Origin of the sequence: Pseudomonas purpurea (assembly GCF_039908635.1) — a bacterium.
Taxonomy (GTDB): domain Bacteria; phylum Pseudomonadota; class Gammaproteobacteria; order Pseudomonadales; family Pseudomonadaceae; genus Aquipseudomonas; species Aquipseudomonas purpurea.
In genome coordinates, this window is sequence record NZ_CP150918.1 from 4,672,627 (window position 1) to 4,697,057 (window position 24,431).

Below are 24,431 nucleotides of genomic sequence, written 5' to 3' on the forward strand. Positions count from 1 at the left end.
TATGTTGTGCATCCACAGCCAAGTTCTGTAGCTGATTTCCCAAGGAAATTTAATACGATTTTAGTCTGATTTGCATCACGACAAGGGTGTACACGTGCTGAGGGAGAAGCGCCAGGGTAAGACCGCAAGCCTCTCCGCCTTCGTGCGACTACATGGTCTGAAACTGGTTTTGCCTAGGAAAGCATTGAAGGTGCACCTTTTATCATGAAAAACGTTTACTTGATCAGCAACGTCAGCAATGGCGGAAAAACATACCTTGAATACCTGCTACCAGCGCTAAATGCTCTTCGAAATAACTATAATTGCGTAGTGCTTCAAACAAATATTACCGGCTTGAGCAAATATGAAGCAGAGCAGGTTCTAAGTTATCCAGTCGAGGAGGTAGGGCTGGATTATATCGAAAGCTTAAAATCACAAACAATTATCTCGAATGATGCCTTCGTTGGGTCGCTGCTTGACGAGTCAAATTTCGGAGTATTTATCGCGCATGGCAACGTCGGCATGCCGCTCAGAGACAAGTATTATTGTTCCAGCTTGTTATCATTTTGGGATGCGATTGTTTCTCCATCCAGATCGCTTTTTGGTCTGATGAAAACAGGTCTACAGCTTTACAGGCATGACAGAAACGCGTCGCGTCTAGCCTATGTAGCGAAAATACAGCGATCCGATCTTCGAAAAACGAGTGCAATATCCACACTGCCAGTTAAACTCCCCGAGTTTTTAAGTTCGCCGCCTGCCTTCCTGCGAACATCTGAGCAGTATGTCGTAGGCATTCTGCCGACGCAAATAGGAATATGCCCAAGTGGCGCCTCTCTATTTGAAAACATGGAAGTGGTTATTACTGCAGTTAAAACCCAGATTCCTAGTGCAAAAATTATTGTGCGACCTTACATGACTGATTTTGAAAATCCGTATGTAAAGGAGATGTGTGAACAGCTGGTCAAGTATCCGTGGATTTCAATAGATTATGCCAAGGGCAGCAGCAAGGACTTCTACCAGCAGTGTGACACGATCATTACCGACGCTTCGAGCGGTGGTGTTTCGTTTATGCTCAACACATGCAGGCTACCCATTTATTACGTTCCGTCAGGCAGCGAGAGCCACCCTATCGTTAATGCGTGGCTGGAACAAATGGATAATTTTTTGCCAATCGCTAAAAATGGCAGCGAACTTAAAGAGCTGATGGGTGGGTTTGAGTTGATTACACCCGAGCAAAGACATTATATATATAAGAAGTTCTACGAGTCAGAATACAGAGACTTTCATCACCCGGATGAAGTGTTTCAGGATCTGGTTCATGAGCAGCATGATTCCAGGTTTTGCTACTTTGCGATGCATGCGAATGGAGAAGTCAACGAGAGAACGATCAAGGGCACAGAAAACGTGCTGCAATGATCGTGTATGAATTCCAATTAAAATTTATAGACTGCATACGAATCAGGTCGATATGAAAGTTGATTTCATCGGGCAAGTAGTGTGGATTACAGGGCTGTCGGGTGCAGGAAAATCAACATTAGCCCGGGAGTTTATTGCCGGGCTTCGAAACCAAGGCCACTCGGTCATCATGCTGGACGGGGATGAACTGCGCGACGTATTTGGCGCAACGGCTGCCCATCCGCAGAATTATGGGCGAGAGGGGCGATTGGCGCTGGCCATGCAATACGCTCATCTGTGCAGAGTCATTGCCGCTCAAGGGCACACCGTAGTGATCGCTACGATTTCGCTGTTTCGGGAAGTTCATGCCTGGAACCGAGCCCATTTGCCAGGTTACTTCGAAGTCTACTTGAAGGTGCCGGTGGAGGAACTGCGCCGCAGGGATCCCAAGGGCCTATACCGCCGATTCGATGCGGGCGAGCTGCACGATGTCGCTGGGCTCGATTTATCGATTGATGAACCGACAGCGGCAGACTGGGTGGTTGAGTTCGAACCTCAGCGTTCCCTGCAAACTTTAACAGATGATTTACTACATCGATTTTGTAAAAGGAAGTTAGTATGAAAACCGAATGGGATTACACCACGCTGGCCGATGCTTATTTGAAACGTCCTGACTACGCAGATGCCGCGATTGATGCAATGCTTTCAATTGCAGGTGCCGAGCAAGGCGACAAGTTCTGCGATGTCGGAGCAGGCGTCGCACACCTGACCATGATGCTGGCTGCGCGTGGTTTGAATGTTGTTGCGGTGGAACCTAATGATGCGATGCGCGCGAATGGCATCAAGCGTACCGCCGACCTGGCCAATGTAAGTTGGCATGAAGGAACGGGCGAAGTCACAGGACAAACGTCGCAAGCTTTCGACATGGTCACCTTTGGTAGTTCCTTCAATGTCTGCGACCGCCAGCAGGCACTCAAGGAAACCGCGCGCATTCTCAAGCCACGAGGCTGGTTCGCCTGTATGTGGAATCATCGCCATCTTGATGATCCGATCCAGGCCCGCATCGAAGCCATCATTAAAGAGCGGGTACAAGGTTATGGCTACGGTACTCGTCGTGAAGATCAAACTGCCGTGATCGATGCCAGTGGGCTTTTCGGTCCTGTTGTTCATCTTGATGCACGTGTCATTCACGAGCAAAGCATTGAAGAGTGCCTGGAAGCCTGGCGTTCTCACGCAACACTGGAGCGCCAAGCCGGTGCGAAATTCCATGAGGTGATCAGCGCAATCGATGACTATCTGAAAAGCCTTCAGACATCCTCGATCCAGATTCCGTACTCGACCAATATCTGGGTTGCTCAGTTGAGATAATGCCGATGGCGCTGCATTTCTCAACCAAGGCTGGCACATTGGCCAGCCTACAAGAGCGGCTCAAGTCGGCTCGCATTGCGCCGCTGCTGTCGTTCACCGTGAGGGACTGGCAAATCGGTGGGCAAGCCTGTTTTCGTGATCTCCAGGGACAGCTGGGGGCCGGTCCCTGGATCGTACGCTCCAGTTGTCTGCGCGAAGATGGCGCGCAAGCTTCCTGTGCGGGGGCCTTTCTCTCGGTCCCTGACGTCAATGAAGCAGGATTGGTATCGGCCGTTGAACAGGTAATCGCAAGTTATGGCGATGTACACCTGGCAGACGAGGTACTGATTCAACCGATGTTGGGTAACGTGGTTCGTTCCGGCGTTGCCTTTTCCCACGACCCGAATACCTGCGCGCCGTATCGGGTGGTGAACTGGTCGGAAGGCAGTGACACGGCATCTGTCACCGGCGGCATGGGCGGTCGGCTTTGGCAGCAGGCGGCACTTAGCAAAGTGCCGCCACCGCCAAGTTTCGCACCCTTGATTGCCTTGCTCGAAGAGTTGCTGGCGTTGTTCGATGGCGCACCGGTCGATTGCGAGTTCGCTGTCACACGCGAAGCAGAAGGCGAGGTGTTGTGGCTGTTACAAGCCCGGCCATTGATTTTGCCAACACCTGCGGAATCCGAAGCAACACAGGCCGATTGCCTGGAAAGTATTCAGCGCAAGGTAGCGCGGGGTATGCAGCCGCATCCATTCCTGATGGGGCAGCGTACCGTCTATGGCGTGATGCCGGACTGGAATCCGGCCGAGATTATCGGTATCCGTCCCAAACCGCTGGCGCTCTCGCTGTACCGGGATTTGGTGACTGACTCAATCTGGGCCTACCAGCGCCACAATTACGGCTACCGCAACTTGCGTAGCTTCCCGCTGATGCCGCATTTCTTCGGGTTGCCGTACATCGATGTGCGCTTGTCGTTCAACTCCTTCATTCCAGCAGACCTTGATGAGGGACTGGCCGGGCGCTTGGTCGATCACTATATCGATCGGCTGCTGGCCGAACCGACGCTGCACGATAAGGTGGAGTTCGAGATTGTTTTCTCGTGCTACACATTGGATTTGTCGCAGCGACTGGAGCGTTTGGCCAGTGCCGGTTTCCTGGAGCACGAGCTTGAGGCCATCAGCACCAGTTTGCGCAAGCTGACCAACCGCATCGTTCACCCCAAGGACGGCCTATGGCGCGCCGATGCAAACAAGCTCGACATGCTGAATGCGCGACGCGAAGAGTTGCTGGCATCCAACGCCGACCCTTTAGAGCGGATTTACTGGCTGTTGGAAGATGCAAAACGCTACGGCACCCTGCCATTCGCCGGTCTGGCCCGCGCCGGCTTCGTCGCGGTGCAGATGCTTAAATCGCTGGTGACGGTGGGAGTGTTCTCGCAGGCTGACTACGATTGCTTCATGGGGGGTGTCTCAACCGTCAGCGGCCAGTTGGCACGTGACCGAGCGACACTGGACAAGGCGACGTTCCTCGCGCGCTACGGACACTTGCGCCCGGGCACCTACGACATCCTTTCGCCGCGTTACGATGAAGCACCGGAACTCTACTTCGACTGGACTCAGCGTCCATCCACCCCAGAGCCAGTACAGCCTTTTTCGCTGACCCTTCCACAGATGCGCGAAATCGTGAAGCAGCAGGAAGCGCACGGCCTGGAGCCTGATCCCGTTGGCTTGTTGGACTTCATGCAAGCCGGTATCGAACTGCGCGAGCTGGCCAAGTTCCACTTCACCCGCAATCTCTCGGATGCCTTGGCATTGATTGCTGAAGTAGGCGCCCAGCATGGCATTGGACGCGAAGACATGGCCTATTGCGACATCAGTGCCTTAAAGGAACTGCACGTTGCAGCTGCCGACCCGAAAGATGTGCTTTTGCGCAGCATTGAACAGGGCAAGGCCCGCTACGAAAAGACCCTCAAGATATCGCTACCGCCGGTGATTACCCGACCTGAGGATGTCTGGTCCTTCGAGTGGCCGGAAACAGCGCCCAACTTCATCACCCAGAAGCAGGTCACAGCCCCCGTGGTGCGCAGCGATGACCGAGAAAAGCTTGCCGGGGCGATTGTCTGCATTCCCAATGCAGACCCAGGTTTTGATTGGCTGTTTGCCTACCCGATTGCCGGGTTGATAACGGCGTGGGGCGGCGCCAACTCGCACATGGCCATTCGTGCCGGTGAGCTTGGCCTGCCAGCGGTCATCGGTGCCGGTGAAGTGCTCTACCGCCGCTGGTCGGCGGCTCAGCGCTTGCATCTGGACTGTCCTGGGCGCTGGGTGGAGATGCTGGCATGAAGGTTGTTGCCGTCAGTCAGCGTGTGGACGTGTTGCCTGAGCGCGGCGAAAACCGTGATGCACTGGACCAGTGTCTGGTCAGCTTTCTTCTGGCTGCCGGTTTTATACCGGTGCCGGTACCCAACGGGTTGCACCTGCGAACACTCGATGGGGGGGTAACTCAGGATGCCCTTGATGGCTGGCTAAACGCGGTATCCCCCCAGGCCATCGTTCTTTCGGGCGGAAATGACATCGGGCAGTGTTCGGCACGCGACCTGACCGAAGGCAGGCTGCTTGACCATGCACGATCCCACAACCTGCCAGTACTCGGAATTTGCCGGGGCATGCAGATGATGGCGCACTCGGAAGGTGGCGAACTAAAACCGGTTACAGGTCATGTGCGAACCCGGCACACGTTATCAGGGCAAATAGTTGCCGAGGTGAACAGTTATCACAGTTTTGCCCTTGCCGGCTGCCCGGAAGGGTTTGAGGTTTTGGCGCGAAGTGAAGATGGGGAAATCGAAGCCATCCGACACCTCAGCCGGCCCTGGGAAGGCTGGATGTGGCACCCGGAACGAGAGGCGGTTTTTGCATCGCACGACGTTCATCGATTGAAGCAGTTATTCGGTGACTAAAACCTGTATCTGCCTAAGCGGTGGCACTTGGAGCCGAACTCGCCGAGACGAATTCCATTCGAATATTCATGAGGTAGAACTGTTGTGAAAGCCATTATTTTGGCTGCCGGACGTGGCAGCCGCATGAAAAGCCTCACGGATGAACGTCCCAAGTGCATGGTCGAGTTGCGGGGCAAGACACTGCTGGAGTGGCAGCTTGCGGCGCTGCACGCTGCAGGCGTTCGAGAGATAGCCATCGTTACGGGTTACAAACGCGAGTTGCTGGCGGACCAAGGGCTGATCGAATTCCATAACTCACGCTGGGCGCAAACCAATATGGTGTCGTCATTGGCGTGTGCTGAAACCTGGTTGCAGGCAGAGCCGTGCATCGTGAGTTATTCCGATATCTTCTACAGCCCTGCAGCGGTCCAGTCGTTGATGACATGCAAGGCTTCCCTGGCAGTCACCTATGACCCGAATTGGCTGGAGCTTTGGACACAGCGTTTTGGCAATCCATTACTGGATGCAGAAACGTTCCGCCTGACAGCTGCTGACACCTTGGCCGAAATCGGCAACAAACCAGAATCGGCAGACGATATTCAGGGCCAATACATGGGGCTTTTGCGCTTCACGCCTGAGGGTTGGGCAGAAGTCGTTCGGCTTCGCTCGGCATTAACCCCGGAGCAGTGTGACAACGTGCATATGACGAACACCCTTCAGCACGTCATTGATGCGGGTCAGGTCCCGATACAAGCCGTTCCTTACACAGGAGAATGGGGAGAGGTCGACTCTTCTGAAGATCTCTTCTTGTATCAATAACCGCCCTCACCTGTTCATTACCCTGCAACTACCTACCCCCTCCAACGCCCAAAAGAAATACAGGAACAGACCACGATTATGGGTGTGAGAAAACGTGGTCTGCCTCCATGCTTTGCCCAGCGCTGCGGATTGGAGTTGTCGTCGGCTTATCTTTTTCCACGGACGGTACGGAACACACAAAGGAGAACACTATGAAGCAGACAATATTCGCCGGAACGCAGGGCAATCTTGCGGTGGTTGAAGCAGGACATGGCGAAGGTTTGCCGGTGCTCTTCCTCCACGCAGACTCCGGTCGAGCAAGCCAGTGGGCGGAAATGCTTGAGCCGATCGGACGAGACAGGAAAGTCTATGCCCTTGATTCACGGGGCAGCGGCGACAGCTCCCCGGCCGCGAATGGAGACTATTCATATACAGGACGCGCGCAAGACATCATCGATACAGCCGCAGCCTTCAAGCTTGAGCGTTTCATCATCGTGGCCCACAGCGGAAGTGGCGCCGCAGCGCTGGACTATGCCGCCAGATACGCCGACCGCGTGGCTGGCTTGTTCTTGCTTGATCCCGCGACAGATCCAAGGGCACTTCCTGATGAGGTTCGCGCCGGAATGCTGGAAGCGCTTGCGGGGGCCTGCGAGCCTTGATGTGCAACAGGGGTTCTATGCGACGATCGCGGGCAATAACGCAAAGGTAAAGTCCAGAGTTCTGGAAGATTGTACTGCGGTCGATGCGGCTGCACGGTTGGGGTTTGCGGTGGCGTTCGCCAATTGGAACCCCGAGTCCGCGCTGGATGCATGGAAGGGTCCGGTTTTTATCCTGGTCAGTAGCGCGAACGACAACCCCAATGCGCTTTACGCGTTACGACCGGAGCTACCCCACGCCGTGGTGGCTAATACGGGACACTGGATACAGCTCGACCAGCCCGAAAAGGTCGAGCGGGAAATACGGCGTTTCATCGCTAGCGTTCGATAGCGAAGTAGTGGTCAAGAAGTAGTTGGGAGATACAGGGGCAGACCACGATTACGGGTGTGAGTAAAACGTGGTCTGTCCCCGCTTCCTCCCTGATACCGGTCGGTGAGGTGTGAAGTCTGCGGGAGCGGGCTGCTTGGGATGATGGCTGGGCATTCAGCATTGGTGTTGGCTGATCTGGCGCTATCGCGAGCAAGCTCGCTCCCACAGGGGTTGTGCGTGCTGACTGGAATTTGGGATTAACCCCGAGTTTTCGGGGTTTCAATATTCGAGGCAAAGCGAATGCTGAGAAATCAGTTTCGAAGTTTCCACCGTCGAATTCCTCCCGGTGAGCTCAGCCATCATCTTCCCCGCCAGCAATTCATTGCGCATAACCCCTCAAGCAAAAAAGCATAACAACCCCTTCATCGACGACGCCTTCGACTACGCTCTTCTAGACTCAACGATTGGTCGTAGAAAGAACCAAGCACGTCGCTTTTGTGCAGTTGAATCAATGCCAGCGTGGCAAGCTGCGATTTATGCCCTGAAGAGGTGCGGCAAAGACCGCACCGGGCCCAACAAGATGCCCGCTCAGGGTGCCTGGCCAACGGCCTGAAAATGCCACGATACCGTGACGTGGTGTGAATGCCGCAGCCGACACTTTCGGACAACCGACAACCGCCTGGTGTGTCCGTGACCGTGAGGAATGCTGTATGCCTGATGAGATGTTGCACCTGCCGATGGTCAACAGCCTGCTGGCGCGCCACAAGGGTTCGCCCGGCGCACTGTTGCCGATCCTTCATGATATTCAGAAGGGCATCGGTTACATCCCCGATGCCGCCATCCCCGAGATTGCCCATGCCCTCAACCTGAGTCAGGCCGAGGTGCGCGGGGTGATCAGTTTCTACCATGACTTCCGCACCGCGCCCCCGGCCCGGCATATCCTGCGTCTGTGCCGGGCCGAGTCCTGCCAGAGCCGCGGCGCCGAGCAGCTCGCTGCGCAGTTGCGTGAACGCCTGCAATTGGACGATCACGGCAGCAGCGCCGATGGCAGCATCAGTTTGCGGCCGGTGTATTGCCTGGGTGCTTGCGCCTGCTCGCCGGCCCTTGAGCTGGATGGTCAGGTGCATGCGCGGCTCAGCGCCGAGCGTCTGGATGCCCTGCTCGACGCTTGCCTGGAGGACGCATGATGCCGAGTCTTTATCTGCCCTGTGATTCTCTTGCCCGTGCCGTGGGTGCCGATGAGGTGGCCGTGGCCCTGGCCACTCAGGCCCGTGAACGCAATCTGCCGCTGGACCTGCAACGCACCAGCTCGCGCGGCCTGTACTGGCTGGAACCATTGCTGGAAGTGGACACGCCACAAGGCCGTTTCGGCTTCGGCCCACTGACTGCTGACGATGTACCGTCAGTGCTCGAAGCCTTGAAAGGCGAGCCGTCTGCTCATCCTCTGGCCCTGGGGCCTGGTGGAAGAGTTGCCCTATCTTAAGACTCAACAACGCCTGCTGTTCGCCCGCGCCGGCATCACCCAGCCGCTGTACATCGACGATTACCAAGAACATGGCGGTTTCGAGGGTTTGAAAAGAGCCATCACCATCGGTGGCGAACAGACCGCGACGGAAGTGTTCGATTCAGGCCTGCGCGGCCGTGGCGGCGCAGCCTTCCCCGCCGGGATCAAATGGCGCACGGTGCGCGCCACCCAAGCGGCGCAGAAGTACATTGTGTGCAACGCCGACGAAGGCGACTCCGGCACCTTCGCCGATCGCATGTTGATGGAAGGCGACCCCTTCCTGCTAATTGAAGGCATGGCTATTGCCGGCATCACCGTCGGGGCCAGCTACGGCTACATCTATGTGCGCTCGGAATATCCACAGGCCGTGGCCACACTGCGCTCAGCGCTGGATATCGCCCGGTCCGCCGGTTACCTCGGCGCCAATGTCGACGGCAGCGGCCAGGCCTTCGATATGGAAGTACGCGTCGGTGCCGGCGCTTACATCTGCGGTGAAGAAACCGCGCTGCTCGACTCGCTTGAAGGCAAGCGCGGGATCGTCCGCGCCAAGCCGCCGATTCCGGCATTGCAGGGCCTGTTCGGCCTGCCGACGCTGGTGCACAACGTGCTGACCCTGGCCTCGGTGCCGCTGATTCTGGCCAAGGGCGCGCAGTTCTATCGCGATTACGGCATGGGCCGCTCTCTGGGCACCATGCCCTTCCAACTGGCGGGCAATATTCGTCACGGCGGCCTGGTGGAACGGGCCTTTGGCCTGACCCTGCGCGAACTGGTGGAAGACTACGGCGGCGGTACCGCCAGTGGCCGGCCGCTGAAGGCCGCGCAAGTTGGCGGCCCCCTCGGCGCCTGGGTGCCACCGGGGCAATTCGACACGCCGCTGGATTACGAAGCCTTCGCCGCCATTGGCGCGATGCTCGGTCACGGTGGTGTGGTGGTGGCTGACGACAGCCTGGACATGGCCCACATGGCGCGCTTCGCCCTGCAGTTCTGTGCCGAGGAATCCTGTGGCAAATGCACCCCCTGCCGCATCGGCTCGACCCGGGGCGTGGAGGTGATCGACCGCCTGCTGGCCGCGCCTGACCAGAGCGGTCGCGATGCGCAGGTGATCATCCTCAAGGACCTCTGCGACACCCTGCAATACGGCTCGCTGTGCGCGTTGGGCGGCATGGTCTCCTTTCCGGTCGCCAGCGCCCTCAAGTACTTCCCCGCCGACTTCGGCTTGCAGTCCTCGGAGGCCGACCAATGATTACTCTCTTCGACCCGAACACCGATATCGATCTGGGCACCCCTGCTCGCAACAGCGAGGTGCAGGTCACCCTGAACATCGACGGCCGCAGCATCAGCGTGCCCGAAGGCACTTCGGTGATGCGCGCCGCCGCGCTGCTGGGCACCACCATTCCCAAGCTGTGTGCCACCGACAGCCTGGAAGCCTTCGGCTCCTGCCGCATGTGCCTGGTGGAGATCGACGGCATGCGCGGCTACCCCGCGTCCTGCACCACGCCGGTCAGCGAAGGCATGAGCGTGCACACCCAGACGCCGAAGCTCGCCACCCTGCGCCGCAACGTCATGGAGCTGTACATCTCCGATCACCCGCTGGACTGCCTGACCTGCTCGGCCAACGGCAACTGCGAGCTGCAAACCGTCGCCGGCCAGGTCGGCCTGCGGGAAGTGCGTTACGGCTATGAAGGCGAGAACCATCTGGCTGACCAGAAGGACACCTCCAACCCCTACTTCGACTACGACCCGAGCAAGTGCATCGTCTGCAACCGCTGCGTGCGCGCCTGCGAAGAAACCCAGGGCACCTTTGCCCTGACCATTACCGGGCGCGGTTTCGAATCCCGGGTCGCGGCCGCTGGTGGCGAGAACTTCCTCGACTCCGAATGCGTGTCCTGCGGCGCCTGTGTGCAAGCCTGCCCCACCGCGACCCTGATGGAAAAAAGCGTGGTAGAACTGGGTCAGCCCGAACGCAGCGTGATCACCACCTGTGCCTATTGCGGCGTGGGCTGCTCGTTCCGCGCCGAAATGAAAGGCGACCAGTTGGTGCGCATGGTTCCCGACAAGAACGGCCAGGCCAACCACGGCCACTCCTGCGTCAAAGGCCGCTTTGCCTGGGGCTACGCCACCCACCCGGATCGCATCACCAAGCCGATGATCCGCCATCACATCAACGACCCTTGGCAGGAAGTCAGCTGGGATGAAGCGGTGACCTACGCCGCCAGCGAGTTCCGCCGGTTGCAGCAAACATACGGCCGCGACTCCATTGGTGGCATCACCTCCAGCCGCTGCACCAACGAAGAAACCTACCTGGTGCAAAAACTGGTGCGCGCCGCCTTCGGCAACAACAACGTCGACACCTGTGCGCGGGTCTGCCACTCGCCTACCGGCTATGGCCTGAAACAAACCCTGGGCGAGTCCGCCGGCACCCAGAGTTTCGATTCGGTGATGCAGGCCGACGTGATCCTGGTGATGGGCGCCAACCCCAGCGATGCGCACCCGGTGTTCGCTTCCCAGCTCAAACGCCGCCTGCGTGAAGGTGCGCGGTTGATTGTGATCGACCCACGACGCATTGATCTGGTGGACTCGGTGCATGCCCGTGCCGAACTGCACCTGGCCCTGCGCCCGGGCACCAACGTCGCCATGCTCAACGCGCTGGCCCACGTTATCGTCACCGAAGGCCTGCTCAACCAGGCCTTTATCGACGCCCGTTGCGAGGGCAGCGATTTCGCCCGCTGGAGCGAATTCGTCAGCCGTGCGGAAAACTCGCCGGAAGTGTTGGCCGCCATCTGCGGCGTAGACGCTGCCGACATCCGTGCCGCCGCACGCCTGTACGCCACCGGCGGCAACGCGGCGATCTATTACGGCTTGGGCGTCACCGAACACAGCCAGGGCAGCACCGCCGTCATGGGCATCGCCAACCTGGCCATGGCCACTGGCAACATCGGCCGCGAAGGCGTGGGCGTGAACCCGCTGCGGGGGCAGAACAACGTTCAGGGCTCCTGCGACATGGGCTCGTTCCCCCACGAGTTGCCCGGCTACCGGCACATTTCCAACGAGGTGGTACGCGCGCAGTTCGAACAGGCCTGGAACGTCACCCTGCAACCCGACCCGGGCCTGCGCATCCCCAATATGTTCGAGGCAGCCCTGGGCGGCAGCTTCAAGGGCTTGTATTGCCAGGGCGAAGATATCGCCCAGAGCGACCCCAATACCCAGCACGTCACCGCGGCCCTGTCGGCCATGGAATGCGTGGTGGTGCAGGACATTTTCCTCAACGAAACCGCCAAGTTCGCCCACGTGTTCCTGCCGGGCAGCTCGTTCCTGGAAAAGGACGGCACCTTCACCAACGCCGAGCGGCGCATCTCCCGGGTGCGCAAGGTCATGGAGCCTCTTGGCGGCAAGGCCGACTGGGAAGGCACAGTCGCCCTGGCCAATGCCCTGGGTTATCCCATGAACTACCAGCACCCGTCGCAAATCATGGATGAAATCGCCAGCCTGACGCCGACCTTCACCAACGTCAGCTACACCGAACTGGATCGCCACGGCAGCCTGCAATGGCCCTGCAATGCCGCGGCACCGGACGGCACGCCGACCATGCACATCGAGGAATTCGTGCGTGGCAAGGGACGCTTCATGCTCACCGGCTACGTGCCCACCGAGGAAAAGGTCAACACTCGCTATCCCCTTCTGCTGACCACCGGGCGCATCCTCAGCCAGTACAACGTCGGCGCCCAGACCCGGCGTACCGACAACGTCGCCTGGCACGACGAAGACCGCCTGGAAATCCACCCGACCGACGCCGAGAGTCGAGGCATTAACGAAGGCGACTGGGTCGGCATCGGCAGCCGCGCCGGACAGACCGTACTGCGTGCGCGGGTCACTGAACGGGTAGCCCCTGGCGTGGTGTACACCACCTTCCACTTCCCGGAATCGGGCGCCAACGTCATCACCACCGACAACTCCGACTGGGCCACCAACTGTCCGGAGTACAAGGTCACCGCCGTGGAAGTCAGCCGCGTCTACCACCCTTCCGAGTGGCAAAAACGCTACCAGGCATTCAGTGACGAACAACAACGCCTGCTCGACGAACGCCGCCAGGCGCGCACCACCGGAGCAAAAGCCGAGGTACGCCGATGAGCACCGCCAACCTGATCAAAATGGCCAACCAGATCGCCCAGTACTTCGCCAACGAACCGGACCCGCAACAGGCCGTGCTCGGCGTGCGTAATCATCTGCAGATGTACTGGACGCCCGGCATGCGCAAGGAGTTGCTGGCCTGGCAGACGGCGCATCACGGGGCAGACTTGCACCCACTGGCACAGGCGGCGGTCAGTGGGGCGGGTTGGGAGGCTTAGATTCACACGATCCCTTGGAATTGCCCCTTGGCCTGTGAAGACAGGCCAAGGGGTGTTCCAGAGGTTTTTAACCTCGAGCATCGAGGGCGCGGAGAACCCACTCACCCTACGATTGCGCAGCTCAAGAACGTTGATCAACGTTAACTGACTTCCTCAGAGCATGAAGCAGCCGCTCCAGCTATGGAAAAACCTGCTCTTTTTTCCGATTCCCAGCCAATTTTTCTCAGATATGGCCTTTTGCAATTACCTGACACCTTCTAGAATCCGCGCGGCCCTCCGAATGGAGGCGCTTTGCCATCAATTAAGGAAGTCGTCATGCAATTTGGAAAAATTCTGGGGTTGGCCCTGGTACTTGGGCTAAGCGGTTGCGCCAGTTTTACCAAGGACGAAGTGGCTCCGGTGACTATGCCGTCCATGTCCAGCTATTCGAACAAGCCGAATGTCTATGTGGACTTCGACTTCTATCAAGGCGAGCCAAAAAGCGCTTCAGCCGTTGAAGTTCCACAAGCGCGCGACATGCTCAAGCCTGAACTGCAAAAAGTGCTGAACGATTCCGGGCTGTTTGGCCGCGTCACGCTGGACGAGTTTCAGAAGCAGCCTGGCGACTACAACTTGCGCCTGAAGGTTTACAACCACCCGCCGGGTGGTGGTCAGATGGTCATGGCCTTTATCAGTGGGTTCACCTTTACCGTGATTCCTACGATGGCGACGGATCAATACACCATGAGCCTCGAGGCGCTTGACCCACAAGGGCTGACCGTCAGCAATGCCAGTAACCATGACGCGATCAATACCTGGATGGGCATCTGGTTTGTGCCTTTGATGGCTAACACCCCGAAAGCGGCGGTTAGCGATACCTTCAGCCGTCAGGTCAACGCGTTGCTCAAACAAATGGTGGAGAGCAAGAGCCTGAAATATTCGGCACTCGATTCCGTTGTGCCACGGGTTTGATAAAAAAAGAGCCGCAATTGCGGCTCTTTTTTTACCCTTATTTCAGGGCCTGGATGAATTGCGGATCGCTGTACAAGGTCTTCAGCAAATCACGAACCATCGGGTTGTAGGCGTTGGCGGCATTCGGGATCGCAATGACACCGAAAAAGCTGCTGTCCCACTGGTGGCTCACGTTCTTGGTCGCGTCGTAAACCACTTCATTGCCCTTGAGCAGAGTAAAGCGGGCTGCAAGCTCGCCAGTACCGGTCCCCATTCCTGCCGTCAGCTCATTCTTGACCAACAGTACGTCGAGGTGCCGCTGTGCCTGCGGATCCAGCAGGCCCGCACGACGCAGTTCTTCATTGATGGCCTCTTGAATATGCAGAGGGATGCTGCCACTCGGCGAACTGATCGGATTAGCCCGAACCGTCAACGAGCCCTGGCCAAATTCCGCCTTCACCTGAGCATTGCTGATCGATTGCAGCGGTGGGGTCTGCTTGAGCTGTTGGACGTTCTCGTAGCTTGGCTCATAGCGCGTCATGCTGACACCGCAACCTTGCAGCAGTAGGAGCAGCGGGACGAGCAGGAGGGACTTTTTCACGACGTTTCCTTGCGTGAGTGTAGGGGAGCGGAATTATCGTTAGATGGCAGCTGGCCATCAACCATGAATCGTCTCTAACCTTCCTGCACCGGCAACCCCAACTACGCAACGGCAAGCTGAACACAGGGACTCATCTTCCAGGTGGCTGGGTCACGCTCTTATCGCTCACAGACACTTCAAATGCCCAACCAAACCTCACCCCTCCAACGACCGAAGGATATTTTTCAGCCTGGATACATCTTCTTCATAAAAGTCATTGCACTGCGAAACCACCACAACCCTCTGCCCGATCACTCGTTCAAACGTACTGCAAACAAGGCTATACCCTTCCCCATCGCTTTCGCGCCCGGCCACATACTGAATATCTTTCATGTCCAGTAACTTCCAGCCCTCTTGCATCACTTTTGCTTTCGCGGTCCCGGCGGCGTCGGAGTAGCGAGTGATCGCCCCATAACCGGGGAGTTCTATCAAATTGTTGTAGGGATTGGCAGCGCCCAGACCGACTTTTCTCAAGACTTCATCCGGGTTACTCCCGGCCACGATGACGGTTGGAAGCTTGTCGAACTCCGAGCCATAGAGGGGGACATTGGCGGGAAGCAGTTTTAGTACTTCGACGCTGCCTTCCTTGTGGCAATCGGCAACCACCCACGCGGTGTTCGGTACATGGATTGAACATGATTGCTCGTCAGCCAGCAGGGTTACAGGGAAACCCATCAAACCGATAACGCTCACGACCAGAGCGCCGAATGGATGGCGCGTCATAGGGCTGTCACCTGCACCGGCAATACCACGCGCGCCTCCAGCCCTCCAATCTTGCGATTCCTCACCGTCAAACTTCCTCCATGTTCCAACACAATGGCTCTTGCCGCCGAAAGTCCCAGCCCGACCCCGCCCGTGCTTTTGTTGCGCGAGGCTTCCAGCCGGAAAAACGGGGTGAACACTTGTTCATAACTGTCGGCAGGAATCCCCGGCCCACGGTCGAGTACGCGGATGGTCACCTGATCCTCCGCGTTGCGCAATTCAATGGCCTGTTCGCTGGCGTACTTGATCGCGTTGTCCAGCAGGTTGGTGATAACGCGCTTGAGGCCCAGCGGGCGGCCGAAGTACACGAGCCGGGGCGGGCCACTGAAGGTGATGTCGATGGACTGATCGCGGTAGTCGTCGATCAGGGTTTGCAGGAGTTCAGCCAGGTCGAACTGGGTCGCCTGCTCCAGCCGGGCGTCGTCGCGGAAGAACTCCAGCGCCGAGTTGATCATCGCCTGCATTTCGTCGACGTCTCGAAACAGCCGTTGTTGCTGGTCCGCATCTTCGATGAACTCGCCGCGCAGGCGCATCCGGGTCAACGGGGTGCGCAAGTCGTGGGAAATGGCCGCGAGCATCTGGGTGCGGTCCTTGATGAAGTGCTGCAACTGCGCCTGCATGGCGTTGAACGCGAGGATTGCCTGACGAATTTCGTGAGGCCCGACCGGCTCGATGGGCGGGGCGCGAAAGTCCGCGCCAAAGCGCCGCGCCCCTTGGGCGAAGTGCTGCAAGGGCCTGGCCAGGTGACGGGTGGCGATCAGCGCGACAACGGCAGTCGACAGCAGCACCAGCATGATGACGATCAGGTTTCGCGGCCCCTCATCCAGCCCCCAACTGCGCGACGGCACGCTGAACATCAGCCAGGACTCATCCGCCAGTTGCACCAGCAAGGCGTAATGGCCGTTTTTCTGCGGCCAGTCGCCAGGCTGATAGGCTTCGACCCGACGCGTCGGGGTGTTGAACAAGCGCTTGGCCGCCGGTGAGGCCGTGCGGTACGCCGCGTCGGTGACCGCAGGCAAATCCAGGCCCTCACGGCTGGCGTGCCAGCTCACGCTCATGCCGCTATCACTGGCGGCGGCTGCCAGCCGTTCGCGCTGCGATGCTTCGGACGCTTCGATCACGCGGGTTATCGAGGCGGTTTTTTCCAGAAGGCCGGTTTCAGCCAGCGGCGGATACGCCCAGACACCGGCCAACTGCGTAAACAGCGCGTTGAAGGCCAGGGAAATCAGCATGGCGACGATAGTGGTCAGGGCAATCCAGCGGGCCACCGTGTCCCGGGGGCGCAAGCGCCAGCCAGCCTTGAACCTGATCACTGGCGCGTCACGCTGGGGGTGAACAGGTAGCCGCCGTTGCGCACGGTGCGAATCATCTCCGGTCGCTTGGTGTCGTATTCCAGCTTGCGCCGCAAGCGGCTGACCTGAACGTCGATGCTGCGATCAAACGCTTCATGGGAACGCCCCCGCGCCAGGTCCAGCAACTGCTCACGGGTGAGAATGCGCTGCGGGTGCTCGACGAACACCAGCAGCAAATCGAACTCCCCGGCCGACAGTGGAATCATCACCTGATCCGGCGAGCGCAGCTCGCGGCGGGTGAGGTCCAGTTGCCAGTCAGCGAACTTGATCAGCGGGCGCGGCACCTCTCCCGCCAGCGGCCGACTCTCGCCGGCGCGGCGCAACACCGCACGCACCCTGGCCAACAGTTCCCGGGCGTCGAAGGGTTTACTCAGATAATCGTCGGCACCCATTTCCAGCCCTACCACCCGATCACTCAACTCGCCCATGGCGGTCAGCATGATCACCGGGGTCGCGTACTGCTGGCGCAGGCGCTGGCACAGGGTCAGGCCGTTCTCGCCCGGCAGCATCAGGTCGAGGATGATCAGGTCCGGCACTTGGCGCTCCATGGCCGCCCACAGCGAGACGCCCTCGGTGGCGACCTCGACGGCATAGCCTTGCTGCATAAAAAACTTCTTCAGCAGAGCGAGGACCTCAAGGTCGTCGTCCACGATCAAAAGACTGCTCACCGGTGGGCTTCACTTAAGGTCTGAATGAGCCAGTATCTAAAACCATTCGGCGCGCTCCGTCATTTATTTCAACTCGGTAACACAGCGTCAACGCGGTAAAAAACCAGACATCTTTGCGCAAAACCTTGATGTCAGCATCTGGCACCTTTTCTCCGACGACTGTTTGCCTATGCCCTCGCTCAAGCATTCACCCGCCCAGGTTCGCCACGCCGCGCGGCGGCTGACCCAGGCCTACCTGACGGGATGCAGCAACCGCACGCCAGCCGAAACCGTCACCTGTGCACAACTCGCCAACCCGTTGTACAGCCCGGCCGAGTGGATGATCGCCGAACACCGTGCCGACGTTGTGCTCAAAGGCCAGCAAGCCGCCCCCGAACCGCAAAAGCAACGCTGCCAGGAAGACCCTGCCGATGGTTTCTGACAACCAACCCCTGATCCTGCACCAACACGTGGTGAAGCGTGCCAACACCGACGTGCATTGCCGCGAAGTCAGCCTGCAGTTATCGAGCGACCAGCGCGAACTGATCCTCACGCGCTACAGCGAACATTACAGCCCCGACGGCATGCAATCGGTCGAACGCAGCCACCGTGTGCCGGTGACCGACATGCTGCGCTGGCTGATCGCCCATGGCGAGGCGCTGCCCCTGGCGCACAGCAGCGAGGCATCGACGCCCCCAGCGATGGGTTGACGCACACCGGGGACAGAAATCGTGAACGCCCGCTCTTTGCTTTTCTGTCCCTTGAAACCTTTATTTACGAAATACTGGCTCGCCTTAGCCACACGCCCGATAGCGTCCCCTGAACACCCTACATCGCACAGCGACAGCTGCGTTATGATCGCCGGCTACTTCGCGCCAAGAGCCTGACCCCGGATGAAACCTGACGATCACTCCACGTTGCCACCCGTCCTGGTCGGCCCGCTGTTGCGGCGCCTGGAACCGACGCGGCTGGTGCTGTGGCTGGTCGGGTCGCGGGCGTTAGCGCTGACGCTGCATGTGCAGGGCCGATGGCGAACCGGGCGTGGACATTGCGCTCGACGCCCGCCAGTGTCAGGTCATTCCGGTCGGCACCCACGCCTTTGTTCATCTGATCGACGTTCACCTGGACAGCGCCCTGCCCGGCGACGTGGCCATCGAGTACGACGTACGAGTCACTCAGGCTGACGGTTCACACACCGGGATTGCCGACTGGGCGCCGCATCTTCTTTATGGCGAGGCCAGCCGTCCGAACTTCGTGCTGCGCAGCCGTATCGATCAACTGCTGCACGGTTCCTGCCGCAAACCCCATCATCAGGCCGACGACGGTTTGCTGTGCGTTGACCGGTTGCTGGCAGCCAACCCTGAGGTCGCTCAGCGCCCCGCCCTGTTGATGATGAGTGGCGATCAGGTGTACGCCGACGATGTGGCCGGGCCGATGCTGCGTGCGATTCATGCGCTGATCGAACGCCTGGGCTTGTTCGAGGAACACCTGGACGGCGCGGTGGTGAACGACAGCGCCAAGCTCTATGAACACCCGGCCAGCTACTACCATCGCGCCGATTTGCTGCCGAAGCTTTCGAGTAACGAAACCCTGCGCGAACGGTTTTTCGGCGGCGTACGCAAACCGATTTTCACCAGCAGCAACGCCGACAACCATTTGGTGACCTTCGCCGAAGTCATGGCCATGTACCTACTGGTCTGGTCGCCGACGCCCTGGACGCTGATCGCCCCGCAACCACCCGCGCTGACACCCGAACGGCGCAAGCGCTACGCCCATGAACAGACGCGGATCGATGCTTTCCAGGCTGGGCTTGGCGGCGTCGCCCGGGTACTGGCGCACTTGTCGTGCCTGATGATTTTCGACGACCACGACATCACCGATGACTGGAACCTGTCCGCCCAGTGGGAGGAAACCGCCTACGGTCACCCGTTCTCCAAACGCATCATCGGCAACGCCTTGATCGCCTACCTGCTGTGCCAGGGCTGGGGCAACAACCCGGATGTGTTCGACGTTGTGCTGGAGAAAACCCGCGCCTTGAAGGCTACGAGCCAGAACCGCTACCTGGACAGCGCCGCGCAGGACAGCCTGATCGATGAACTGCTGAAATTCCAGGACTGGCATTACATGCTGCCGACCAGCCCGGCGCTGGTGGTGCTCGACACCCGCACCCGACGCTGGCGCAGCGAGTTCAACCTGAAACAGCCCTCGGGTTTGCTCGACTGGGAAGCCCTCAGCGAACTGCAACAGGCACTGCTCGATCACCCGTCGGCGATCATCGTTTCACCGGCGCCGGTGTTTGGCGTCAAGTTGATCGAAACCATACAGCGCGTGTTCAGTTGGTGCGGTTATCCACTGCTGGTCGATGCGGAAAACTGGATGGCTCACCGGGGTTCGGCGCAGGTCATCCTGAACATTTTTCGCCATTCGCGCACGCCGGGCAATTACGTGATTCTGTCCGGGGACGTGCATTACTCGTTCGTCTATGAAGTGCTGATCCGCCACCGCAAGGCCGGCCCGAGGATCTGGCAGATCACCAGCAGCGGCATCAAGAACGAGTTCCCGCACACCTTGCTCGAATGGTTCGACCGCCTCAACCGCTGGCTCTACTCGCCGCGTTCACCGCTCAACTGGTTGACCAAACGCCGTTTGATGCGGGTGGTCCCGCACATTCCCGAACACGCGCAAGCCGGCGAGCGCTTGTGGAATTCGGCCGGGATCGGCCAGGTGTTCTTCAATGCCAGCGGCCAGCCACAAACGATTTATCAACACAACGCCAATGGCTCGCCGCCGACCCGGATGGTCGGCCCGGTTCAGTCAGACTGAGACCTGCAACAGGAGTTGTTGGAATGGGACGCCCCATCAGCCAGGAAGAACGCGCGGCCATCCACTGGACGTTATCGGATGCCTTTGTCGACAACGACGTGAACTACGCCGTGATTGCCCGGGACACCGCCGATTACGACCGCGATGCCATCGAACACATCCTGTATGCCGAAGTGGCGCCGGTGTGCCACACCAACCTGGAAACCGTCATTCCGCCGATCTGGTCGTGCTTTGACCCGGCCAGCCTGGAAATCCAGATTCAGGCCATGCTTGAAAAGCGCCAACGCAGTCGCTTTCGTCGGTACTTGGGCACCCTGCACATTCGCTGGCTGAGGTTTCGCTACGCCTACCTCTGGCGCGAGATCACCCGGTACTACCCATGACCATTCGCGACCTGCTACCCACCGAAGTCGAATCCGTTCGCCAGTTTCTTGCCGCCAATGGCTGGGGACACCGCATCGGTTCTCCCGAGCACTTCGCCCAACTCATCGCCAACTCCCAGCGTACGGCGATTGCCGTTGAAGCGTCGCAGATCATCGGATTTGCACGGGGCATCAGCGATGGCTTATCCAATGGCTACCTGTCGATGGTGGTGGTGTCCGGGCAGCATCGGCGCGCCGGTGTTGGCCGCGCACTGGTTGAACACATCATGGGGGACAACCCGGACATTACTTGGGTGTTGCGCGCCGGTCGGCTGGGCGCCTCGGCGTTTTTCTCAGGCCTGGGGTTCGAGGAGTCGACCATCGCCATGGAACGCCCACGCTCGAAGCCGTAGAACGTTGTACCCGAACACCTACAAACCCGCCTTCACCAGCACCGGCTGTTCCTGATAGCGCTGCGGATACAACTGTTTGAGCTGCGCGACTTTCGGCAGGTCATTGATGACGATGTAGGGATAGCTCGGGTGCTCTGTCAGGAAGTTCTGGTGATACGCCTCGGCAGGATAGAAACCGTTGTAGGTTTCCAGCGTGGTGACAATCGGTTTGTTGAACGAATGGGCTGCGTCGAGCTGGACGATGTAGGCCTTGGCAATGCGCTGCTGCTCGGGGCTGTGGATAAAGAGCGCCGAGCGGTATTGAGTGCCGGTGTCAGGCCCCTGGCGGTTGAGTTCGGTGGGGTTGTGGGCCACCGAGAAGTAGATCTGCAACAAGGCGCCATAGCTGACCTGGCTCGGGTCGAAGGTCACTTCAACGGATTCGGCGTGGCCGGTATCGCCATCGCTGACTCGCTCGTACTGAGCCGTGTTGGCGGCGCCACCGGCGTAACCTGAAACAGCGTTCTTCACGCCTTTGACATGCTGGAACACGCCCTGCACGCCCCAGAAACAGCCGCCCGCAAACACAGCGGTTTCGCTGCCGGCCTGAGGCGTTTCGTCCAGCGTTGGCGGCGCGATGGCCACGGCGTCCTCGGAGGCGCCAAAGGAGAACGCCAAGCATTGGCCTGCCGCCGCAGCGATGACCAGACCCAACAGCACACGACGCACGCCCGTAGCGGTAGTTTTCGATGAGGATTTCATTGGGCTGACTCCTGCTGAATAGGTGGCGAGAATCGGTGGGCGTTAACCGAAGGTGAACGCATAGGCCGACACGCCCGGATCAAGGAATTCGATGCTGAAGGTGCGGTCCACCACGTCGCCCGGCTGGCGCAGCAATTGGTAGAGGCGCTGTTCAGTGACACTCCCGCTGCCATCCGGCGCGACGTCGGTGCCGTGGGCATCGCCCGGGGCCTTGCCGTCAATCGTGACCTTGAAGCGCACCGGTTTGCCGTCAGCGCCAGGGCCCAGCACCAGATGCAAATCACGGGCATGGAAGCGATAGACGATGCCGCTGGCGGGCGCGGTGGACGTCGCCCGTTCGGCGCCTACGTTCCACTGCCCGTTCAGCCCCCAGTCGTTGAGCGATAAAGCGCTCGGCACGCTGTACGCCGCCACCTTGTCCGGGGCAAGACTGGCTTCGGGTACAAAATGTTCCGAACGCTGATAGCCGACGTAGGTTTCCGGCGAGCGCACTTCATTCATGTCCGGCGCCCGTTGCACGCCTTGGGCGTCGGCATTGATCAGGCCGTCCGCGACTTTCGCGGCGCCAGCCTCACGCAGCAGTTGCTGGATCACCCGTTCCGACTCGGCGTAGTCGCCCTCACCGAAGTGGTGATAACGGATACGTCCCTGTGCGTCGGCAAAGTAATGCGCCGGCCAGTATTCGTTGTTGAACGCCCGCCAGATCCGGTAGTCGTTATCGATCGCCACCGGGTAGGTGATACCCAGATCCTTCATGGCCCTGGTCACGTTGCCTACGTCGCGCTCAAAGGCAAATTCCGGGGCATGCACGCCGATCACCACCAGGCCCTGATCGCGGTACTTCTCGGCCCAGGCCTTGACGTACGGCAAGGTGCGCAGGCAGTTGATGCAGGAGTAGGTCCAGAAATCCACCAACACCACTTTGCCCTTCAATGCCTGGGCATCCAGAGGCGGCGAGTTGAGCCATTGCACGGTGCCCTCCAGCGGCGGCAGGTTGCCTTCGACCGGCAGCGTCGCGGGACCGTTGGCGGACAGTTTCATCGCACCGCCAGCCGCCATCATGTTTGCCCCCGCTTGGGACTGAGGAACCTGCGCCATCATCGCGCCGTTGTTGGCCGGTGATTTACCGGCCAGTCGCCCGACCAGCGCCTGTTCGATACCGCCCGTGGAGGCTGTCGACACCCGCGCCAGAATGCCGGTGTCCAGCCCGAGAGCGATGGCCGCCACCCCCGCCAGCATCGCCGCACCCAAGCCCCGACGCAGCCATTCACCGGCACCGATCGAGCGTTTCATCGCCGCGAAGACTTTACCGCCCAGCAACAACGCCCCGGCGAGGGAAGTGGCAGCGCCCGCCGCGTAGGCCAGCAACAGCAACGTGGTGCCGATGCTGGCGCCTTGCAGCGCTGCGCCGGTCAGCACCAATCCCAGAATCGGCCCGGCGCACGGTGCCCAGAGCAGGCCCGTGGCGACGCCGATCAGGAACGAAGCGCCGGGACGCGGCCGGGCATCGGCGCCCGCCGCATCCGACAACCGACTGCCGGCCGCGACCAGTGGCCGGGTCAGCCGGTCGGCGAGGCGCGGCAGCAGCAGCGTCAGCCCGAACAGTGCCACGAACAGCAACGCGAGCCAGCGACCGTACTGATTGACTTGCACCACCCAACCGCCGCCCACTGCCGCCAACGAGGCGACGAGCGCGAAGGTCAGCGCCATCCCCGCCAACAGCGGCAAGCCACTTTTCATAAACGGCTGCCCGGTGCGAGCGAAGACAAAGGGCAGTACCGGCAGAATGCACGGGCTGACAATCGTCAGCACACCACCGAGATAAGCGAGGACCAGAAGCCACATAACAATGACCTGTATGAAGTGAGGAAAATGACATGCCCATGGGATTAGGCCGTTCGCGGCTCAAAGGTCATGGCCAGACCGTTCATGCAATAGCGTAGCCCGGTGGGTTTGGGCCCATCGTTGAACACATGGCCCAAATGGCCGCCGCAGCGACGGCAGTGAACCTCCGTGCGCGACACCCCGAACGAACGGTCATCGTGGGTTGCCACGGCGTTTGCCAGCGGTGCCCAGAAACTCGGCCAACCGGTGTGGCTGTCGAATTTGGTGTCCGATGAAAACAGCGCCAGATCGCAGCCGGCGCAGGCAAACGTACCCTCGCGATGTTCGTTGTTCAGTTCGCTGCTGTAGGCCCGCTCGGTGCCTTCCTCGCGCAGGATGTCGAACTGCCCGGCGCTGAGCATGGCCCGCCATTCGGCCTCGGTGTGGGTCACCTCGAAGGCCTCGGCGGCAACCGCATCACCCACCAGCGCAGCGCTGGCAGTCAATTTTGGCAACACACCGGCGATCAGCGCTGCAACGCCCAGCCCGCCGCCTGCCAGAAGAATCTGTCGCCGTGAAATCATGGCCCTCTCCCTAAATTCGCCGTGGTTTACATGGAACACAGCCTAGGCTTGAGGTGATCGCCAAATCCTCACGGGGAGTTAAA

Annotated in this window: 22 protein-coding genes and 2 pseudogenes; 17 read left to right on the forward strand and 7 right to left on the reverse strand. The window is 59.5% G+C overall.

Annotation, left to right across the window (positions count from 1 at the left end):
• Positions 1–204: 204 nt before the first annotated feature.
• The 12 genes and pseudogenes from AABM54_RS20865 (at position 205) to AABM54_RS20920 (ending at position 14,221) form a co-directional block, all read left to right on the forward strand.
• Positions 205–1,395 carry a hypothetical protein gene (locus tag AABM54_RS20865; RefSeq protein ID WP_347901867.1) on the forward strand — a complete coding sequence of 397 codons (1,191 nt, stop codon included), beginning with the start codon at positions 205–207 and terminating at the stop codon, positions 1,393–1,395.
• A gap of 52 nt (positions 1,396–1,447) precedes the next feature.
• Positions 1,448–1,996 carry an adenylyl-sulfate kinase gene (locus AABM54_RS20870; RefSeq protein ID WP_347901868.1) on the forward strand — a complete coding sequence of 183 codons (549 nt, stop codon included), beginning with the start codon at positions 1,448–1,450 and terminating at the stop codon, positions 1,994–1,996.
• The gene (locus AABM54_RS20875) at positions 1,993–2,742 is read left to right on the forward strand and encodes a class I SAM-dependent methyltransferase (RefSeq protein ID WP_347901869.1); all 750 of its coding nucleotides are present in this window, start codon (positions 1,993–1,995) and stop codon (positions 2,740–2,742) included. The genes AABM54_RS20870 and AABM54_RS20875 overlap by 4 nt, the downstream gene beginning before the upstream one ends.
• Positions 2,743–2,747: 5 nt before the next feature.
• Positions 2,748–5,063, forward strand: a complete 2,316-nt coding sequence (locus AABM54_RS20880; RefSeq protein WP_347901870.1) for a PEP-utilizing enzyme — start codon at positions 2,748–2,750, stop codon at positions 5,061–5,063.
• The gene (locus AABM54_RS20885; protein WP_347901871.1) at positions 5,060–5,677 is read left to right on the forward strand and encodes a gamma-glutamyl-gamma-aminobutyrate hydrolase family protein; all 618 of its coding nucleotides are present in this window, start codon (positions 5,060–5,062) and stop codon (positions 5,675–5,677) included. The genes AABM54_RS20880 and AABM54_RS20885 overlap by 4 nt, the downstream gene beginning before the upstream one ends.
• Positions 5,678–5,761: 84 nt before the next feature.
• Positions 5,762–6,475, forward strand: coding sequence for a phosphocholine cytidylyltransferase family protein (locus AABM54_RS20890; protein ID WP_347901873.1), 714 nt, complete (start codon positions 5,762–5,764; stop codon positions 6,473–6,475).
• Positions 6,476–6,666: 191 nt separating this feature from the next.
• Positions 6,667–7,113, forward strand: coding sequence for an alpha/beta fold hydrolase (locus AABM54_RS20895; protein WP_347901874.1), 447 nt, complete (start codon positions 6,667–6,669; stop codon positions 7,111–7,113).
• A 1,017-nt stretch (positions 7,114–8,130) separates the two neighbouring features.
• Positions 8,131–8,607 (forward strand): formate dehydrogenase subunit gamma, encoded by a 477-nt coding sequence (locus AABM54_RS20900; protein ID WP_347901875.1) that lies wholly within the window; start codon positions 8,131–8,133, stop codon positions 8,605–8,607.
• Positions 8,604–10,167, forward strand: a pseudogene (locus tag AABM54_RS20905) (formate dehydrogenase beta subunit). Before AABM54_RS20900 ends, AABM54_RS20905 begins: the two are co-directional and overlap by 4 nt.
• On the forward strand, positions 10,164–13,052 hold the full coding sequence (fdhF, locus tag AABM54_RS20910) for a formate dehydrogenase subunit alpha (protein WP_347901876.1): 2,889 nt from the start codon (positions 10,164–10,166) through the stop codon (positions 13,050–13,052). Before AABM54_RS20905 ends, fdhF begins: the two are co-directional and overlap by 4 nt.
• Positions 13,049–13,270 carry a formate dehydrogenase subunit delta gene (locus AABM54_RS20915; protein ID WP_347901877.1) on the forward strand — a complete coding sequence of 74 codons (222 nt, stop codon included), beginning with the start codon at positions 13,049–13,051 and terminating at the stop codon, positions 13,268–13,270. The genes fdhF and AABM54_RS20915 overlap by 4 nt, the downstream gene beginning before the upstream one ends.
• Before the next feature lie 315 nt (positions 13,271–13,585).
• On the forward strand, positions 13,586–14,221 hold the full coding sequence (locus AABM54_RS20920) for a hypothetical protein (protein WP_347901878.1): 636 nt from the start codon (positions 13,586–13,588) through the stop codon (positions 14,219–14,221).
• 37 nt (positions 14,222–14,258) lie between these two features.
• On the opposite strand, the gene AABM54_RS20925 is transcribed toward AABM54_RS20920, so the two are convergent.
• The 4 genes from AABM54_RS20925 to AABM54_RS20940 all read right to left on the reverse strand — a co-directional run bounded on the left by AABM54_RS20925 (position 14,259) and on the right by AABM54_RS20940 (position 17,622).
• Complete coding sequence (locus tag AABM54_RS20925; RefSeq protein ID WP_347901879.1) at positions 14,259–14,801, reverse strand: hypothetical protein; 543 nt, start codon at positions 14,799–14,801, stop codon at positions 14,259–14,261.
• Positions 14,802–14,996: 195 nt separating this feature from the next.
• Positions 14,997–15,563, reverse strand: coding sequence for a hypothetical protein (locus AABM54_RS20930; RefSeq protein ID WP_347901880.1), 567 nt, complete (start codon positions 15,561–15,563; stop codon positions 14,997–14,999).
• Positions 15,560–16,834 carry an ATP-binding protein gene (locus AABM54_RS20935; RefSeq protein ID WP_347906269.1) on the reverse strand — a complete coding sequence of 425 codons (1,275 nt, stop codon included), beginning with the start codon at positions 16,832–16,834 and terminating at the stop codon, positions 15,560–15,562. Before AABM54_RS20935 ends, AABM54_RS20930 begins: the two co-directional genes overlap by 4 nt.
• A gap of 77 nt (positions 16,835–16,911) precedes the next feature.
• Complete coding sequence (locus AABM54_RS20940; protein WP_347901881.1) at positions 16,912–17,622, reverse strand: response regulator; 711 nt, start codon at positions 17,620–17,622, stop codon at positions 16,912–16,914.
• 169 nt (positions 17,623–17,791) lie between these two features.
• Between AABM54_RS20940 and AABM54_RS20945 the strand changes: the two genes are divergently transcribed.
• From AABM54_RS20945 to AABM54_RS20965, 5 genes and pseudogenes are all read left to right on the forward strand, one after another.
• On the forward strand, positions 17,792–18,043 hold the full coding sequence (locus AABM54_RS20945) for a hypothetical protein (protein WP_347901882.1): 252 nt from the start codon (positions 17,792–17,794) through the stop codon (positions 18,041–18,043).
• Positions 18,033–18,311, forward strand: coding sequence for a hypothetical protein (locus AABM54_RS20950; RefSeq protein ID WP_347901883.1), 279 nt, complete (start codon positions 18,033–18,035; stop codon positions 18,309–18,311). The genes AABM54_RS20945 and AABM54_RS20950 overlap by 11 nt, the downstream gene beginning before the upstream one ends.
• A gap of 183 nt (positions 18,312–18,494) precedes the next feature.
• A pseudogene (locus AABM54_RS20955) lies at positions 18,495–20,424 on the forward strand (alkaline phosphatase D family protein).
• Between the two features lie 23 nt (positions 20,425–20,447).
• Positions 20,448–20,807 (forward strand): hypothetical protein, encoded by a 360-nt coding sequence (locus tag AABM54_RS20960; RefSeq protein ID WP_347901884.1) that lies wholly within the window; start codon positions 20,448–20,450, stop codon positions 20,805–20,807.
• Entirely contained in the window at positions 20,804–21,199 is a 396-nt protein-coding gene (locus AABM54_RS20965) for a GNAT family N-acetyltransferase (protein ID WP_347901885.1), read from the forward strand. The genes AABM54_RS20960 and AABM54_RS20965 overlap by 4 nt, the downstream gene beginning before the upstream one ends.
• Before the next feature lie 18 nt (positions 21,200–21,217).
• On the opposite strand, the gene msrA is transcribed toward AABM54_RS20965, so the two are convergent.
• From msrA to msrB, 3 genes are read right to left on the reverse strand one after another with little or no spacing between them, the layout of a single operon-like run.
• Positions 21,218–21,940, reverse strand: a complete 723-nt coding sequence (gene msrA / locus AABM54_RS20970; protein WP_347901886.1) for a peptide-methionine (S)-S-oxide reductase MsrA — start codon at positions 21,938–21,940, stop codon at positions 21,218–21,220.
• Between the two features lie 42 nt (positions 21,941–21,982).
• On the reverse strand, positions 21,983–23,785 hold the full coding sequence (locus tag AABM54_RS20975) for a cytochrome c biogenesis protein DipZ (protein ID WP_347901887.1): 1,803 nt from the start codon (positions 23,783–23,785) through the stop codon (positions 21,983–21,985).
• 44 nt (positions 23,786–23,829) lie between these two features.
• Complete coding sequence (gene msrB / locus AABM54_RS20980; protein WP_347901888.1) at positions 23,830–24,348, reverse strand: peptide-methionine (R)-S-oxide reductase MsrB; 519 nt, start codon at positions 24,346–24,348, stop codon at positions 23,830–23,832.
• Positions 24,349–24,431 lie beyond the last annotated feature (83 nt).